Here is a 17,878-nt window from a genome sequence, read left to right on the forward strand (position 1 = left end):
GCCGGCGCTCGACAGCGCGGCCGTGCTGTCGACCCGGCTGCCGCGCGATGCCGTGGCCGCCGACGCGATCGCCGGCCTGCTGGCCGAGCACGACGTGATCCGCCTGGACGCCGGCGTGCCGCACGAGCTGCTGGCCGGCGTGACCTGGTTGCGGCCGCCGAAGCTCTTCGTCGTCGCAGCGGCGCCCGAGCAGCAGGTGGCGCGGCTCGCGCAGCGGCTGGCGGCGCTCGGGGCGAGCCTGCTGGTGGCGCCGCAGGGCTCCGGTGAAGCCCCGGGCGACGACGAGCACGGCTGGTTCGCGATGCTGTGCGAGCGGCTCTCGCAGGCCCAGCCGATCGCCGAGGCGGTGCGCGCGGTGCGCGGCGAGCCCGCTGCCGCATGGCTGCAGCTGTACGGCGATGGCGATGCGGTGCTGGTGCTGCCCGATGCGCGCGCGTCGGCCGGCAACGATGCGCGCCAGGTCACCTCGCTGTCGTTCGACTTCGTCGATTCCACCGGCTGGCTGCACCGCCTGGGCAGCGAACGCTACGCGAGCCTGCTGGCCGAGTTCCACCAGCGCTGCATCGCGCAGATCGAGCGCCACGGCGGCGTCGCCGACGACCCGCAGGGCGACGACGGCGTGATGTCGTACTTCGGCTACCCGGCCGCCAGCGAGCGCAGCGCCGAGCAGGCGGTGGCGGCGGGGCTGGCGATCGTGCAGTCGGTGGCCGGCATGTCGACGCCGGTGCAGGTGCGCATCGGCATCGCGACCGGGCGCGTCTCGGTGATGGCCGGCCAGCCGGTCGGCGTGTCGATCCACCTGGCCGCGCGCCTGCAGAGCAAGGCGGCACCCGGCACGGTGATGGTGTCCGACATGACGCTCGCACTGGTGCAGCACCGCTTCACGGTGCAGCCGCTCGAGAACGCGCTGGCGCTGAAGGGCATCGAAGGCGGGCAGCGCGCCGGCGTCGTGCTGCATGACCGCAAGGAGCACCGGCTCGATGCGCTGCCGCGCCTCACCCCCTTCGTCGGCCGCGGCGAGGAACTGGCGCTGCTGCTGCGACATTGGGATGCCTTGCAGGCCGGCGCGCTGCGCGTGGTGCAGTTGCACGGCGACGCCGGCATCGGCAAATCGCGGCTGGTGCGCGAGTTCCGGCATGGCCTGAAGGCCCGCGGCGCGCTGTCGTTCGAATGCCGCTGCCTGCCCGACCACGCGAGCAGCGCCTTCCATGCGGTGATCGACGCGATGCACCACTGGCTGGGCGTGCGCGACGACGATGACGAGGCCACGCGCCGGCGCAAGCTCGCCGACGCGATGCCGGCCGGCCTGGACGCCGCGCAGGCGCTGCCGGTGGTGGCCGCGCTGCTGTCGTTGCCGGGCGAACCACTGGTCGGCACGCCGGAGCGGCTGCGCGAACGCACGCTCGCGACGCTGGTCGAGTGGTTCCAGCGCAGCGCGCAGGCGCGGCCGCTGTGCCTGGTGGTCGAAGACCTGCACTGGGTCGACCCGTCGACACGCGAGTTCCTCGGCCGGCTGCTGGCGAGCGGCGAGCCGGTGCCGATGCTGGTGCTGCTGACGCAGCGCACGAGTGGTGACAACCCCGCCGCCGCGCCATGGCAGCCCCCGGTCGTGCACGAGACCATCGAGCTGCACGGCCTGCGCCCCGATGAATCGCGCCGGCTGCTGAAGCAGGCCTGCGGCGAATCGCTGCTGCCGGCCGGCGTGGTGCGCTTGCTGGCCGGGCGCTCCGACGGCGTGCCGCTGTTCCTCGAAGAATCGGCACGCATGGTGGTCGAGCAGAGCGCGACGCTCGACGAGATGCTGCCGCAGTCGCTCGACGTGCCGGGCAGCCTGCAGGACCTGCTTATGGCGCGCCTCGACCGGCTCGGCCCGGCGCGCGCGATCGCGCAATTCGGTGCGGTGCTCGGGCGCGAGTTCCCGGTCGCGCTGCTGCAGCAGGTGCTGGCGCACGGCGGGCGCCCGATGACGCCGCAGGAGTTGACGGCGCAGCTCGACCTGATCGAGCAATCGGGGCTGCTGACGAGTGCCGGCGGTACCGACGGCGCGGGCGAGCGGCGCTGCGCGTTCAAGCACGCGCTGGTGCGCGACATCGCCTACCAGTCGCTGTGGACGCGCGACCGCCAGCTGGTGCACCGTGCGGTCGCGGCGGTGCTGCGCGCTTCGTGGCCCGAGCTCGCGCAGCGCCAGCCCGAGCTGCTCGCCCACCACCAGACCGAGGCCGGGCTGGCGGCCGAGGCGCTCGGGCAGTGGGAGGTCGCCGCGCGGCTGGCGGCCTCGCGCTCGGCGCACGACGAAGCCATTCAGCACCTGCAGCGCGCACTGGCATTGCTGGGCAGCCACCCGCAGGAACCGGAGCGTCGAAGCATCGAGCTGCGGCTGCAACTGCTGCTCGCGTCGCGCTACATCGCGACCGAAGGCTATGGCGCGCCGCCGGTCGAGCGCGCCTATGCGCGGGCCGAGCAGCTGGGCGACGAGCTCGGCGACTCCGGGGCCCGGCTGAAGGCGCAGCTCGGGCTGGAGGGCTACCACTTCATGCGCGCGGACTTCCCGCGGGCGCATGAGATCGCGCGCCGCGCCGAGGCGCTGGCCGAGCAGAGCGGCGACACGATGGCACGGCTGCAGGTGCGCTGGGCCACGGCCAACATCCTGTTCCACGAGGGCCACGGGCTGGCCGCGGTGCAGCGCATGGACGAATGCCTCGCGGTGTACCGGCCGGAGCACCACCGCCGCGCCGCGGTGCAGGACCCGGGCGTGATGTGCCTGTGCTACTCGGCCTGGGGCCAGTGGGAGCTGGGTCATCCGGACGACGCGCTGGCGCGCATCGACCGCGTGCAGCAGCTCGCGCGCACGCTCGACCACAAGTTCAGCCTCGGCGAGGCCTTCGGCTTTGCCGCCAACGTGCACCGCTACCGCGGCGAGCATGCGCAGGCGCTCGCCTGTGCCGAGCAGGCGATCGCGATCTGCGACGAAGGCGGCTTTGCGGTGTGGCTGGCGCATGCGCATGTGATGCACGGCTGGCTGCAGTGCGAACGCGGGCTGCACGATGAAGGCGTGGCCGAGATGCGCGAGGGCCTGGCGCTGTGGGCGCGCAGCGGTGCCGTGGTCACGCGGCCGCTGTACCTGACGCTGCTGGCCGAGGGCCTCGCGCGCGGCGGCGACCTGGTGCAAGGCCTCGCGCGGCTCGACGAGGCGATGGGCATCGTGCAGGCGCATGGCGAGCGCTACTACGAGGCCGAGGTTCGCCGGCTGATCGCCGAGCTGACGCTGCGCCGCGACGGGCCTTCGCTGCCGGCGGCGCGCCGCGCGGCCGAGCAGGGGCTGCAGGCGGCGCACGCGCTGGCGATGCAGCAGCACAAACGCGGCTTCGCGCTGCGCAGCGCCACCAGCCTGGCGCGGCTGTGGCATGAGGACGGCCGCACGCGGGAGGCGCTGCAGCTGTTGAAGCCGGCCCATGCGTCGTTCACCGAAGGGCTGGAGACGCACGATCTGCGACAGGCGCGAGAGCTGCTGCGGTCCATGAGTTGAGCTGTTGACGCGGCAACGCGGGGAGGCGGTGATGACGACCGACAAGAAGTTCCGGCCTGGAGCGGTCGAGAAAGACCTGCCGACCTGGTTCGACGGCACGAAGAGCGAGTACGAGCGCAACCGCATGCTGTTCGACTGGCTGTGCGATTGGCGCAACGTGCGGCCGCACGATCCGCAGAGCCTGCCGGCGCAGCGCGATGCGCTGTTCGAGGCGCTGCGGGACCGCCCGGACCTGGACGGCGTGCTGACGTTTCCGAGCCGCGCGATCCACCACGCGAACGACTACGAACCGGAGGGCAGCCCGGTGCGGCGCGACCGGACTTGCGGGCACCGCAAGGTGCGGCTGCTGATCGATGCCGACGACATCACGGCCGTGTTGCGCAACGGCAAGGACTTCAGCAACGAGGCCTACAACAAGCTGGGCGCCGGCACCTTCCTGCTCGGCCTTGACGACGAGAGGCTGCGCAAGCGCCAGCGCACCGCGGCCGCGAAGGCACTGCGCTACGACGCTTCCACCGTGGCGGAGCTGGCCGCGCTGGCGGTGGCCGAGGCCGAGCCGATCTGGCTGCGTGCGCCGTTCTTCGACCTCGCGCAGTTCGCCGAGCAGGCCGCACTGCGCTTCTGCAGCCGGCTGTTCGGCTTCGCGACCGGCGACCATCCGCTGCTGGAGAAGGCGCTGCGAGGTGCGTACATGGCGCTCACGCACCAGATCCTCGGCCGGCACTTCGTCAGCGATCCGGCGCCGGTGGCCACGGCGCGCGAGCCGATGGCCGCGTTGTTCACGCGCGCCTGCGAGCTGATCGACGAGTACCAGCGCGACCCGACCCGCGACCCGGAGAAGTTGCCGACCGGCGTCGACCTGCGGACCGACAAGCTGCCCGGGTTCGAACCGGCCATGCGTCGCCTCGGGCGCCTCAAGCGAGAGGCGGGAACCGTGCCGGAGGACGACCTGAGCGGCGAGGAACTGGGCGTGATCGTCGTCGGCGTGATGTCCGGCGTGGTCGGCAACGTGCAGGCCGCCGTCTGCTCGGCGTTGTCCGAGTTCTTCCGCAATGGGTTGGTCGAGCCGCTGCGCGACGTGGCGTGTACGGCCGCGACACCGTTGGACGACCTGTGGCCGTGGATCGCGGAAGCCTTGCGCCTGAACCCGCCGGCGGCCTATCTGCCGCGCCGCGTGACCCAGGACGTCACGCTGCCGGGCGGCGTGACGCTGAAGAGGGACGAGGAGTGCGTGCTCTCGATCGTTGCGGCGTTGCGGGCCAAGGGAACGGCCTTCGTGTCGCCGCCACCGCGCGACGCCGACCCGCTGATCTTCGGCATTGACAGCGGCCCATCGCCGCACGGCCTGCATTCGTGCATCGGCAACATTCTTGCGCGCCCGCTGATCAGCGAGATCGTGCGTCGCGTGCTGCTGCTGCGCGGACTGGCCGAGGTGCTCGACCCGGAGGACGGCGCCGTGGTCGGCCTGGAGCGGCGCTGGGGCTTCACCTGCAAGCGCTATCCGCTGAGCTGCCGCCTCGACCGCCAGCATGCGCTGAACGTGTCGATGCGCGTCAAGACGCCTGTCTCCGTGCATGCCGAGGCCTTGAAGGCGGTGATCCGTGCCGGCGCGCCGCGCATCGAGCAGGCCTTGCTGAGGTCTCGGCACATCCATTTCGCGTGGTTCGAATTCATCGAGAACGACAACCGGCTGGTGCTGCACACGGTGTACGACGGGCTGTTCGAGTCGTACATCGAGCACTTCGTGCTGGAGGTGGGTGAGCTGTTCGACAAGATCTTCGAGCACATCGAGGACGCGCCGCCGATGCCGGTCAAGCAGTACCCCGGCGCCTTCATCGACCTGATCCGCCGCAACGACCGGCCGGTGGCGGAGGGCTATTTCTTCAGCGCCTACCCGGCGCTCGAGGCGGAGCAGATCCGCCGCCTGCTGGGGGTCAAGCCATGAAGGCGCAGCCGTTGAAGCCGGCCACGTCCCGCACGCCGTGGGGCGACCAGTTCGACCACGTGCAGCGCATCGTGCTGTGCATGCCGAAGCAGCTCCACGCGCAGCACCTGCTGCTGAAGTTCAACGGGACGGGCTCGCAGACGCGCAGGTTCCTCTCGGCGTTGAGCCGGCACGTGACGCACCGGCCGAGCCAACGGGAGTTCACCGGCCCGCAACTGAGCATCGGCTTCACCTACCGCGGCCTGGAGGCGTTGAAGCTGCCGCTGCGCGTGCTGCTGGTGCTGCAGAAGCTCGCGCCTTCGTTCCACCTCGGTGCGCCGGTGCAGGCCGCCACGCGGCTGGGCGACACCGGATCGAGCGCGCCCGACCAATGGGACAGCGGCTTCCACCAGAAGGCGCTGCATGCGGTCGTCAGCCTGCACCACGATGACGACGCGGCGTTCGCCGAACTGCTCAGGCGTGTGCAGCGGCTGGCGAAGGGGTTCTGCGTGCAGATCGACGACAAGGTGCTGCGGGGCAAGAACTTCAGCCGCACCACCGACACGAAGCAGCGATGGGTGCATTTCGGCTACCGCGATGGCCTGTCGAAGGTGGACATCCACGGCTGGTCGCATGACCCGGACCTCCCGCCGGACGAGCGCAGGAAGCTGCTGCCGGTCTCGAGGCACAACGCAGGCGAGTTCCTGCTCGGCCACCCGGACGACAGCGGCGCCACGCCATGGGCGCTCGCGACGCAGCCGCAGGCGGTGCGCTCGTTCTTCTGCGAGGCGAGCTTCGGCGTGCTGCGGCAGATGGAGCAGGACGAGCCGGCGTTTCGCGAGTACCTGGAGAAGCGGGCGAGGTGCATTGCCAAGGGCAGCGGCGGCGCGATCAACGAGGAGGACGCGAGAAAGCTCGTGCAGGCCAAGCTGTGCGGCCGCTTCGCCGATGGGCGGCGCATCGATCCCGAGACGCAGCAGGCGATCGGCGAACCTGGTGAGGACTTCGATTACCGGAAAGACGCGGAAGGCAAGGGCTGCCCGTTCGGCGCGCACATCCGCCGCATGAACCCGCGCGGCGGCCAGATCGCGCACCAGCTGCGGCACCGCCCGCTGCTGCGCCGCGGCGTGCCGTACGGGCCGCCGTGGGAACCGGGTGAGACCGCCGGCATCGAGCGCGGGCTGCTCGGCCAGTTCTTCTGCAGCAGCATCGAGAACCAGTTCGAGCACCTGCTGGGCGAGTGGGCCGACCGTGTGCCGATGGGCAACCTCGACGAGGGCCGCGCGAAGGACCCGCTGGCCTCGCACCATGAGGATCCCGATGCGAGCTTCGTGCTGCCGGGGGATGCAATGAAGCGCGGCGGCGTGACGGAGTTCAAGGGCCTGAAACCGTTCGTGCGCACGCGTGGCACGGCCTACCTGCTGTACCCGACGAGCGATGGCCTGGAGCAGCTCGCGACCGAAGACCACGGCCACCTGTGGGTCGACGAGGTGGACCGGGAAGCCTACGAATGACCGCGCGAATGAACGCGCCGCTGCTCGACACCGGCGAAGACTTCGTCGAAGTGCCGGAGCCGCTGACCGAGCGTCCGCCCGCCGACCGCTTCTGCGACCTGGTGCTGACCGGCGGTGTCGCGAGCGGCGTCGTCTACCCATGGGCGATCCTCGAGATCGCGCGGGCGTTCCGCTTCAAGAGCATCGGCGGCACCTCGGTGGGCGCGATGGCGGCGGCGCTTGCGGCGGCGGCCGAGTACGGGCGGCGCAACGGCTACGACGATGGCTTCGAGGTGCTGCGGCGCGCGCCGGGCGATCTCGCGAAGCCGGGGCCGCGCGGGCTGCGCACGAAGATGCTGTCGCTGTTCCAGCCGGCGCCGCGGGGGCAGCGCTTGTTCGACCTCTTCGTCGGCGCGGTCGACATCTACGGCGAGACGCGCCGCAGCAGCGTTCCGCGCTGGCTGCGGCTCGGGTGGCCGGTCTTGCGCAGCTATCGCAAGCCGGCGCTGTGGGCTGCCCTGATCGGGCTGTGCGTCGCGGTGGTGCTGGCTGCAGTTCCGCCGTTCACTTGGGGCGCCTTGCTGAGGTTTGCGCTGGCGATCCTGCTGGCCGTACCGACCTTCGTCACGATCGCGGTCGTGCTGTTCGGCCTGCTGCCCGACCTGATCCACGGCCTGGTGAAGAACGACCTCGGGCTGTGCCGCGGCAAGACGCAACCGGGCCGCGACCCGAAGACCGACCCCGGTCTCGTCGAATGGCTGGACAAGGGCATCCAGCTTGCCGCCGGCCTCGGCCGCGAGGACGCACCGCTGACCTTCCGCGACCTGTGGTCGGCGCCGGCTTCGCCGGGCGCGGCGCGCGTGACGGTGCGCGATGGCGACGACCGCCGGCTGCGCTCGATCAACCTGGAACTGATCACGACCAACGTGACGCACGGCCGGCCTTACCGGCTGCCGCTGCAGGACGAGACCGACCGCGTGTACTTCGAGCCCGAGGCGCTGCGGCTGTTCTTTCCGGACCGCGTGGTCGACGCGATGGTGAAGGTGGCGCGGYCCTATGCGCCGGCCAGCGAGTTCGACCCACCGGCTGGTGAGGCCTCGAAGAGTGAAGGGCTGCTGGAGCTGCCGCGCGGCGACCTGCCGATCCTCGTCGCGGCGCGCCTGAGCCTGAGCTTTCCGCTGCTGTTCTCGGCGGTGCCGCTGTGGGCGGTCGACCACGAGATGCCGCGCAAGGACCGGCAGCTGAAGCGCTGCTGGTTCTCCGACGGCGGGCTGTGCTCGAACTTCCCGATCCACCTGTTCGATGCAGCGGTGCCGCGCTGGCCGACCTTCGGGTTGTGGCTGGGCCAGCGCAACCCGTTCCGGCGCAACGTGTTCGTGTGGCTGCCCGAGACGCACCTGCAGGGCAGCCGCGACAGCTGGCAGCGCTTCGATCCGACCGACCCCGGCACGCCGGTGCAGGCGCGCGAGCGTGCGGACAAGCCGCTGGGTTTTCTCGCGGGCTTCCTGCTGGCGGCCGGACTCACGGCAAAGGATTGGCAGGACCGCAGCGCGATGCGCCTGGCCACCGCGCGCAACCGCGTCGCGCGGCTCGCGCTGCGGCCGGGCGAGGGCGAGCTGCACATCGGCATGCCGCGCAATCGCATCCTGCGGATGGCGCGGCGTTACGGCACGGTGAGCGGCAAGTTGTTCGTCGAGCGCTATGCCGATGCGCCGGGCGAGCGCGCGACGCCGGCGTGGCAGGAGCAGCGCTGGGTGCGGCTGCAGGCGCTGCTGGTCGGGCTGCGCGGCTGGTTGAAGGGAGCGGCCTCGGCGGCGGCGAGCGAGGCGCATTCGGTGCCGATGCGGGAGGCGATCGACGATGCTGCGAATGCACCGCCGCTGCGGGGCGACGATAGCGGTGCGCACGAGTTGAGCGATGAAGAGGCCGAGCAGCTGCAGGCCTTGCTGACGGGCATCGAGCAGTTGGAGGAGCGGTTCCGGGTCAACGACGCGCGGCAGCCGTACAAGCCGATGCCGGCGCCGGAGTTGCGGCTGCGCACGCCGGTGTGAGCTAGACCCGAGGTCTGCTTTTCGAACGAAGAAGTTCACCCAGGCTGTCTGCGCAAAGCCGGATGCACGATTGATCCACCAGGAATGCCCACCGTCCGCTCATGGACGGACCACAGTCGCAGGCGACGATGCATGCCGGCTTGAACAGGTCCGCGATGAGCCGCTCGTCGCGACCGATGGACATCGAGAGATGCTGATCTCCTGCAGCGATGTCGCACAGTTCGGACGTGAAATGGGCAGGGTTCACTTGCCATTCGATCAGTCGCTGACGCAGGCGCCGCAATGAATCGATCCGAAGGACGACCTGCGGCAACTCGATACGGAAGTCCCGGGTCATGGCGGCATTCTGCAAAGGACGATCCCGCTGCCACGTCTGTTGCTCGAGGGTCAGGGCAGCAGTCAACTTTCCCGAGTCCTGCGACGAATTTGTTGACCGACAGGCCATGCGGCTTCTTCCGTCGGAGGACCTGATCGACCAACCCACTTGGTCCGGGTCGAGTTCAATCATGAGAGTCGGTCCGACGAGCGGAGCTGAGTAGAGGTGGGGCCGGTTGCCGCAAGAGGAAGATCACTTCGGAGATCGATGGAGATAAACGCCCAGTTCAGATGCCCCTGAAAAGTGGGTTTTGCCGGCACCAAAAGGGGAGATGCCGAAGCCGTCTCCTTCGTCCCCGTCAGCGACGGCAATCAGCAGCTCCGCAAGCATCTTCAATGAACGAGCGGAACCTTCGATCAACAAAGTTCTTGCAGGATCGGCAGCGTCAATCTCCAGAAGTTTCAATACCAGATCACCACGCTGAGATGCATATCTCTCGCAGATGTCATCCGCTTTCATCGGCCTCTCCTGAGTGTCTCTAGAACTTGCGTTTCGGACGACCATCGTCCCATACGTCGCGATCACGCTTGCCTCTTTCGTAGTCGCGCTTGTCCTTGTAGACCTCCCAATGGTCTTTGTGAAGTTGATCCCGTTCCCAAATTTCGTCTGTCGACTTTTCTCGCTTTCCCTTGGTGCCCCGCACAGATTCGAAGTCGTCTGGATTTGTTGTCGGGGTCTTTTCACGCTCAGGCTCAGCTTGATCCTGGCCGCTGTCTTCACCTTCACTGAACATCCGATCCCAAGCCCGCCCGAGCGCCTGCGCGCAGCGCCCGTAGGCGTTGCCGACCGCCTCGCTGGCCGCCTGGATCGCGCGGATCGTCGCCTCGGCGAGCACCTTGTTCTCGGCGGTGCCCGGCACGGCCGCCGGTGGCAGCGGGATCGGCAGGCCCGGCATCGGTGCGGCCTGCAGCCCGCTTGGATCGACATGGCCGGTCGGCTGGCCGTCGACATAGCTGTAGGTGTTGATGCCGCCCACCAGCCCGATCGGGTCGGACTGGTGGTAGCGCCCGGTCTGCGGGTCGTAGTAGCGCTGGCCGTTGTAGAACAGGCCCGACTCGGCATCGGCGTACTGCCCGGGGAAACGCAGCGGGAAAGTGAAGGGGCCGAAGCCGCTCGGATCGACCTCGGGGGCCGTCGTGCCGAACGGCTCGGCCAGCCAGCGCCAGCGGGTGTTGCCCTGCAGATCGACGACGAGCCGCGGCGTGTCCAGGTGATCGGCGTGGATGAAGAGTATCTGCAGTGCGTCGCCGGCAGTGGCGGCGGGCATCACGACCGCCACCGGGATGTCGCCGAGCCAGACGTATTCGCGCACCGCGTTGCCGAACGCGTCGTACTCGCCCAGCAGGTGGCCTTGGTGGTCGTGCACGAAGATCAGCGTGCCCGCCGTGCTGCCGTTGCTCTTGCGGATGCGTTGCCCGCTGGCGTCGTAGCTGTACGTGGTGGTGATGCCGTTGCGCGTCAGCGTGGCGAGTTGTCCTGCGAGGTTGTAGGCCGCCGTGTAGTCCGCGCTGATCACGTTGCCGGCGCTGTCGTGCGAGAAGCCGCGTGCCGGGTTGCTGATCGCGGTGAGCCGGTTGCTCGCGGTCTCGGTGCTGTAGCTGCTCGCGCTGCCGTTCAGGCTGAACGCGCTGCGGTTGCCGGAGACGTCATAGGACAGTGCCCAGCTCGCATTGGCGGTGAGCACGCTCGTCAGCCGGCCGTTGCCGTCGTAGCCGAACTGCTGATCCAGCGCCGGCTGCGGCGTGCCGTCGGGCAACCAATGCGTGTAGCCCGCCACGCGATCGGCCGCGTCGTAGGTGATGTCGCGCAGCAGCGACCCGAGGCGCTGTCGCACGACGCGCCCGCTCAGGTCGCGCCAGCGTTCGTGCGGTAACGGGCCGGCCTGCATCTGCCAGGCCCAGCTGCGCACCGCGCTGCCGAAGGGCTCCCAGCGGATCTCGCCGAGCAGCGGCACGGCGGCGGCGCCTGCGTCGGCGGCGAAGCTCAGCGACGTGGCCTGGCCTTGGGTGTAGCCGATGGACAGCACACCGCCCGATGGGTAGGTCAACGAGGCCAGCTTGCCGCGGGTATAGCCATAGCCGACGGTGTGCACGACAGGCGTCGGGTTCGCGCCCTCGGCCGTCTCGATGCGCTGCACGGTGGCCGCCGGCCGGCCCTGGCCGGTGTAGCGGTACAGCGCCGAGCCGGCAGGGAAGCGGCTGCTGGTGAGGCGTCCGCCGCCGTATGCGAACTCGGGGCCGGTCTGGCTGTACGACCAGCCGAGGCTCAGCTCGGGCTCGCCCGGCCGGCTGAAGACGAGGCTCGTCAGCCGGTGGTCCGGATCGTGCCGGTAGGTGGCGATGACACCGCGGCTGTCGGTGCGCGTGCGCAGGTTGCCGGTCGCATCCCAGCTGAGCGTGGTGGTGCCGGTGTCGGGGCTGATGATCTGCGTGACGTCGCCGAACCCATTGCGCACGTAGCGCGTGGCGAGCGCACGCGGGTCAGTGACCTGCGTCGTGCGGTTCAGGCCGTCGTAGGTGAAGCCGATGCGGCCCTGCAGCGGGTCGCGCCGATCGGTCAGGCGGTACAGCCGGTCATAGGTGAAGCGGGTGTCGAGGTTGAAGCCCGGCACGCCCGGGGCCTGCGTCTGCAGCGTCAGCTGGCCCTGGGGGTCGTACTCGGAGCGGGTGGTCGGTGCCGGAGAGACGGGCGGCGGAGGCAGGGCCTGTGCTTCAACATCGAAACAGGTCAGCAATGTGGCCGCGGCAAGAAGTCGGAGAAGCGGTCGCATCGTCATCACGGCCGCTCCACCTGCTGCTGAACGCGTCCGAGCAGATCGATGCTGCGGGCCAGTTGTCGCGTCAGAGTCCCGTCCGGGTCGTTGACCGTCCTTCCTATGACATTGCCTGCGGCGTCGAGCCGGTAATCGATGCGATGGCCGAGATGGTTGAAGGCCGCGGTCCGGCGGTGGGCATCGTCGTATGCGTAGCCGACCCAGCCGCCGTCGTCATCGCTGCTGCGTGTCAGCTGGCCGATCGGGTCGTAGCTGAAGCTCACGCCTTCGCCATCCACCGCAGTGCCCAGCAGCCGCTGCATCGCGTCGTAGCTGTTGTTGGTGACGCTGCCGTCGGACGCGATGCGTTGGAGCACCTGCCCGTGGCGGTTGTACGCGGTGAACTGCGTCACGCCGCCTACCGCGGTGGTGATGCTTTGCAGGTCGCCGCGCATGTGGGTGTCGGTCGTGTCGGTGTAGTAGGCGTAGGTGGTCGTGGTTTCGCCGTCCGCTCCTTGCTCGGTCGCGGTCAGCGCCTGGCCAAGCGCGTTGTAGGTCCAACGCGTGACCCGATCCGGCTCGGATTGCAGCGCTGCGCCGAAGCCGAGGTGTCCGTCTCCATCAGCGGTGGACTGCACGACCTCCTTGCACAGCACGGCGATCGGCTTGCCGTCGGGCAGCAGCGCGTCGGCAGGGGTGCAGCTTGCCGGTGCCTGGGCGTTGAACGGATCGGGCTGGCCGTTGTAGATGCGGGTCACGATGCGGCCGGGCTCGGCTCGCCGCGTCTCGATGCGCCAGTCCGGGTGCCATTGCCGGCTGAACTTTCGGGTGTTGGCGGGCAGCGTTGTGTTCTCTGCAAGCATGCCTGCGCAGTTGTGCGAGGTGCTCAGTCCCTCGACGCGCCGGACCTGCCGATGCCGGTCGTCATAGGCAAAGCAAACGCGCGCCTGGTTGAAGTCATCCTTCTCGACGAGATTGCCTGCGCTGTCGTTCAACCAGCGGCGCGTCGCGGCGGAACAGCCGCTGCCGGCAGGCTGCGAGGCCGAACTGAGGAACGCCACGCCGCCCAGCGTCTGGTAGCCCAGCACACGGGTCGCCCCCAAGGCATCGGTCACGGTGGTCGATCCCGTTGCATAGGTCAGCACGGTTCTGTCGACACCGCCGGCAAGCTGTGAACTCGTCGCGCGTCCGGTGTCGTCGAATGACCAGGTGGCATGCCGTGCGCCGTTCTGGTCCAGCAGGCCGGTGAGCGCGCCCGGGAATCGGTTCAACTCGTGCAGGTAGGTCTTGAAAGCGCCGGCCGCGTCCGTCACGCGGCGCAGTGTCGAGACACCGTTTGTCTTGACGTAGTCGTAGCGCACAGTCGCCCCTGCCACGTCCGTCAACCAGGAGAGCAGGCCGCCGGCGTCGTAGCCGAGACCGAGGCTGCGGCCGAAGGAGTCCTCCACCGCCGAAACGCGCCCCGCCGCATCGCGCGTGACGCGCACCGTGTAGCCGTCCGCCGACGTGACGCTCAGCAGCCGTCCTTGCGCATCGTAGGTTTCGAGTTCGTTCGCGTTCGATCGGTAGCGCCACCCGCCCGGTAGCCGCTCCAGCGATGAATGCTCCGTCGCATCGGCAGTCCATGCGCCGGCCGCCGCCTCGAAACGCACGGCCCTGCCGCTGCCGCGGATGACATCGGCATAGGTCGCAGCGGCGTTCGAAGGAAGGGCGTCGACTCGCCGCGAGAACGTGTGCTGCCAGCCGGCTCCCAGGATGCCTTCGGTGCTGTCGGCGCTGTTGTAGAACCGTTGGAATGTGAGCCCCTTCGATCGAGGCGAACGGTAGTCGGCGTCGCTCTGGAAGCTCTGGCCCGTCGCGACCACGATGGGGTCGCCGGCCAGCGGTGTCGATGTGTCGCCGCACTCGCTGGCGGGGCCATCGTCGGGCGTGTTTCGCGCCGTAGTGAGCGCAGCTTGCTTGAACCGGCCGTAGGCTGAGAAGGCTCCGTTGCTCTGGAGAACGACGAGCGTCGAGAACTGCAGCGCGTAGTACTTTTCGCTGCGACTGGATGCCGCGACGCTGCGCAGGTGAGCGTCCAGCTTTGCCAGCACCTGCATCCGGGCGTCGTCGAAACTGCTCGCGCAACCGGTGACCGCATCGTTCGGATAGTCGCGGTATCCATACGGATAGGGAACCCGCGGATTCTCCAGATAGCAGGGATAGCGTTCGATGCGCACCGGCCCGATCCAGTAGAGGCCGCCGGCGGTGCCGGCCATCCAGCCGCCGAGTATTGGATCGACGAAGCTGCTCGCGACCTGGATCTCAGCGTGCAAGGCCGCTGGTTTGCACAGCGATGCGACCAGGGTCGCGAGCAGGGCGGCCCGCAGCGGGCGGCCGGGAGAGGAGCAGGTCGGCATGGTGTGAGCGTCGCGGCTGGCGACAGGGCGATGGGGCGTGCAGTAGAGCAAGCGCGCCACCGCACCGGTAGTGTCCATATCGACCGCTTGCGAATCCTGAAAGTGCAGGACTGTTCGCGCCGTTCACTGCGGCGCCGTACGCGCCAGTTGCGACAACTTCCTGACCAGCGCCTCGAAGCGCTCCGCCGGCGTGTTGCCATAGCCGAGCACCAGCCCGTTGTCGTGGGCCGAGGGCTGCAGCGCAAAGCTCGACAGTGCCGCCGGCGCCATTCCGTGCCGCAGCGCCACGGCGGCGATGCGGGCATCGGCGTACTCACCCGGCAGCCGCACCGTGAGGTGCATGCCGCAATGCCCGCCGTCGATCGCATGCGGCACGCGCAGGTAACGCGACAACGCCTCCCGCCGCGCGACCTGCCGCTCGCGGTACAGCCGCCGCATGCGCCCCAGGTGCCGCCCGAACGCACCGCTCTCGATGAAATCGCCGAGCGCCAGCTGCTCGTGCCGATGCCCACCACGCAGCAGTTGCCCGAGCGGCGCCTGCAGCCTCGCGGCGAGCGCCTCCGGCAGCACCAGGAAGCCGAGCCGCAGCGACGGGAACATCGTCTTGCTGAAGGTGCCCACATACAACACCGGCGCCTGCGCGACCAGGCCCTGCATCGCGCCGATCGGCTCGCCGGCGTGGCGGAATTCGCTGTCGTAGTCGTCCTCGATGATCCACGCGCCGTGGCGCTGCGCCTGCGCGATCAGGTCGAGCCGGCGCGCCGCGCTCATCACCGCGCCGGAAGGGTACTGGTGCGACGGCGTCGCGTAGATCAGCCGCGGCGGCCGCGCAGCCCAGTCGCTCTCGCGCACGCACAGCCCTTCGGCATCGACGCGCATCGGCACGATCTGCAGGTCGGCCGCATGCATCGCGGTGCGGGCGCCGCGGTAGCCCGGGTCCTCGACCCACACGGTGTCGCCAGGGTTCGTCAGCAGCCGCGCGCACAGCGCCAGCGCCTCCATCGCGCCTTCGGTGACGACGACCTGTTCGGCCTCGCAGCGCACGCCGCGCGCCACGCTCAGGTGGCGGGCGATCGAGCGGCGCAGCGTCGGCTCGCCGAGCGGGTTGCCATAGCCCAGCGTCGACGGACCTGCGCTGCCCATCGCGCGATCGAGTGCCCGGCGCCATTCGGCCAGCGGGAACTGGGCCAGCGCCGGCACGCCGGGGCGCAATGCCGCATCGCCGTCGGTCTGTGCGGGCTCGGACTGGATCGGCGACAGGCGCCGGGCGATCGCCGGTGGTGCCGCCGGCGCGGCGCGCGGCACCGGTTTGCCTTGCGCTGTACGGGCCGTGCGAGCCGGGCGGGTCAGCGCCGCGACGCGCGTGCCCTGTCGATCGGGCAGCAGGTAGCCTTCGGCCGCGAGCAGGTCGTACACGGCCGTCACGGTGTTGCGCGAGATCCCGAGCGCCTCGGCGAGCGCCCGCGAACCCGGCAGGCGGGTGCCCGGCGCCAGCGTTGCACCGAGGATCGCGTGCTTCAGCCGGTCGTGCAGCTGGCGTTGCAGCGAGGCCGGGCCGCGCTCGCGCGAGAGCGGCGCATCGAGCAGGGCCTGCGGCACGGGCGAGGTCATCGTGGCTCCATGAAAATCGTCATGCGTGGCGCTTTTCAAGGTGCCACACCGGCGCTACTGTAGAGCACCCTGAACCCGAAGCACCCGCAAGGACGACGACGATGACCTGGCTCACCCCCCTCCGACTGCAAGGCTCGCACGGTTCGCTCGAGCCGCTCTCCATCGACCACGAGCAGGACCTGGTCGCCGCGGTCAGCGACGGCGAACTGTGGAACCTCTGGTACACCGCGATCCCGGCGCCGCAGGCGATGCGGGCCGAGATCGAGCGCCGCCTCGACCTGCAGCGCAAGGGCTCGATGGTTCCGTTCACGACGCGCGATGCCGCCGGCCGCATCGTCGGCATGACGACCTTCATGAACATCGACGCGGTGAACCAGCGTGTCGAGATCGGCTCCACCTGGACGGCCGCGAGCGTGCAGCGCAGCGGCTTCAACACCGAATGCAAGCTGCTGCTGCTGACGCACGCGTTCGCCGAGGAGGCCATCGCGGTCGAGTTCCGCACCAACTTCTTCAACCAGCAGAGCCGGTGCGCGATCGAACGCCTGGGCGCCAAGCTCGACGGCATCCTGCGCAGCCACCAGCGCATGCCCAACGGGCTGCTGCGCGACACCTGCGTCTACAGCATCACGCGCGCCGAGTGGCCGGCGGTGCGGGCGCACCTGCAGTGGCAGCTGGACAAGCCGCGCTGAGCAATCCGCGCTGAGCGAAGTGCCTGTGAGAATGCAGGCATGCCCTTGCCCTCCGACCCGCCGACCACCGTCCCGCTGCGCCCCCGCCTGACCCTGCAAACCCTGACCCGCGGCGACGGCCTGCTCGGCATGCGCGCGATGAACGGCTTCGGCCCGCGCAGCCAGAAGCTCAGCGTCGCGCGCATCGAATGGACCTACGAGGCCGCGCCCGGCCTGCTCTGGGAAACGCCGGCGCCGACCAGCGTGCTCGGCAAGCGGCCGTCGCCGACCGAGCTGTTGCGCGGCGCGTGGAACGAGCGCGTGGTGCTCGAGCGCGACCTGGCCGGCGAGGCCGATGCGATGGACCTGCTGTGGTCCACCGGCTTGCGCCCGCTGCCGATGCAGGCGCTGCAGTGGCGCAGCGCCGAAGCCGGCGAGGGCCATCCGCAGCTGTGGACCCTGCCCGAAGAAGTGCAGTTCGGCGCCTTCTGGCTCGACCAGGTGCCGCGCTTGCAGGGCCTCGGCTGGTCGGTGGTGGTGGCGCCGGGCTTCGCGCACATGAGTTCGCCGGTGGAGCGCTGGCGGTTGCTGATCGACCCGGTCACCGGCGCCGAGCAGGGGCGCGAGCTGGTCGACGCACCGTCGCGCCACCAGGTGCCGCTCGCGTCGCTTGGCCAGCCGAAGCGCGAGGGCTCGTTCATGGTGAGCCTCGGGATCGAGGTCGATGGCGAGCCGGTCGACCTGGCGCCGCTGCTGGTCGACCTGTTCAAGCGCGAGCCGCGCTGGCTCGACGCCCAACAGGTCGCAGACATCCCCGACGACAAGATCGTGATGCTGCGCCGGGGCAAGGGGGGGCGCGGCATCGAATCGCCAGCCGGCCCGCTGAAGGCCATCGTCAGCGCGATGCTCGACCTGCTGACCGATCCGAAGCGGCAGGAAGGCCCGATGAAGCTGTCCAACTGGGAGGCCCAGCGCATCGAGGCGCTGCGGCTCAGCCTGATGGACACGCAGGCCGCGCGCGCCGGCGAGCACGGCCGCTGGCAGCTGCAGGGCGACGCCGGCCTGACCGAGCTGACGC

10 protein-coding genes and 1 pseudogene are annotated in these 17,878 nt (G+C 69.8%); 6 read left to right on the forward strand and 5 right to left on the reverse strand.

Annotated elements, in window-relative coordinates; translation table 11 throughout:
- From ACXJLU_RS28800 to ACXJLU_RS28815, 4 genes are all read left to right on the forward strand, one after another.
- A partial coding sequence (locus tag ACXJLU_RS28800; protein WP_457336912.1) for an ATP-binding protein occupies positions 1-3,526 on the forward strand: 3,526 nt, incomplete at its 5' end.
- 31 nt (positions 3,527-3,557) lie between these two features.
- Entirely contained in the window at positions 3,558-5,471 is a 1,914-nt protein-coding gene (locus ACXJLU_RS28805) for a cytochrome P450 family protein (RefSeq protein WP_457336914.1), read from the forward strand.
- Positions 5,468-6,964, forward strand: coding sequence for a hypothetical protein (locus ACXJLU_RS28810; protein ID WP_457336916.1), 1,497 nt, complete (start codon positions 5,468-5,470; stop codon positions 6,962-6,964). Before ACXJLU_RS28805 ends, ACXJLU_RS28810 begins: the two co-directional genes overlap by 4 nt.
- Positions 6,961-8,994, forward strand: coding sequence for a patatin-like phospholipase domain-containing protein (locus ACXJLU_RS28815; protein WP_457336918.1), 2,034 nt, complete (start codon positions 6,961-6,963; stop codon positions 8,992-8,994). The genes ACXJLU_RS28810 and ACXJLU_RS28815 overlap by 4 nt, the downstream gene beginning before the upstream one ends.
- 1 nt (position 8,995) lies before the next feature.
- Here ACXJLU_RS28815 and ACXJLU_RS28820 read toward each other — a convergent pair whose 3' ends face one another.
- From ACXJLU_RS28820 to pdxR, 5 genes are all read right to left on the reverse strand, one after another.
- Positions 8,996-9,502, reverse strand: a complete 507-nt coding sequence (locus ACXJLU_RS28820) for a hypothetical protein (protein WP_457336920.1) — start codon at positions 9,500-9,502, stop codon at positions 8,996-8,998.
- 60 nt (positions 9,503-9,562) lie between these two features.
- The gene (locus ACXJLU_RS28825) at positions 9,563-9,829 is read right to left on the reverse strand and encodes a hypothetical protein (RefSeq protein WP_457336922.1); all 267 of its coding nucleotides are present in this window, start codon (positions 9,827-9,829) and stop codon (positions 9,563-9,565) included.
- Between the two features lie 19 nt (positions 9,830-9,848).
- Entirely contained in the window at positions 9,849-12,146 is a 2,298-nt protein-coding gene (locus tag ACXJLU_RS28830) for an RHS repeat domain-containing protein (protein WP_457336924.1), read from the reverse strand.
- Complete coding sequence (locus ACXJLU_RS28835) at positions 12,146-14,521, reverse strand: RHS repeat domain-containing protein (RefSeq protein WP_457336926.1); 2,376 nt, start codon at positions 14,519-14,521, stop codon at positions 12,146-12,148. Before ACXJLU_RS28835 ends, ACXJLU_RS28830 begins: the two co-directional genes overlap by 1 nt.
- Before the next feature lie 123 nt (positions 14,522-14,644).
- Positions 14,645-16,132: a MocR-like pyridoxine biosynthesis transcription factor PdxR gene (gene pdxR, locus ACXJLU_RS28840; RefSeq protein ID WP_457336928.1), complete on the reverse strand. Its 1,488-nt coding sequence runs from the start codon at positions 16,130-16,132 to the stop codon at positions 14,645-14,647.
- Between the two features lie 101 nt (positions 16,133-16,233).
- On the opposite strand from pdxR, the gene ACXJLU_RS28845 reads away from it, so the two are divergent.
- Together ACXJLU_RS28845 and ACXJLU_RS28850 are read left to right on the forward strand one after the other, a co-directional pair.
- Complete coding sequence (locus ACXJLU_RS28845) at positions 16,234-16,821, forward strand: GNAT family N-acetyltransferase (RefSeq protein WP_457336930.1); 588 nt, start codon at positions 16,234-16,236, stop codon at positions 16,819-16,821.
- A 39-nt stretch (positions 16,822-16,860) separates the two neighbouring features.
- Positions 16,861-17,878 (forward strand): annotated as a pseudogene (locus ACXJLU_RS28850) (ATP-dependent helicase); the annotation flags it as partial.

This window comes from Rhizobacter sp. P5_C2 (assembly GCF_054049715.1).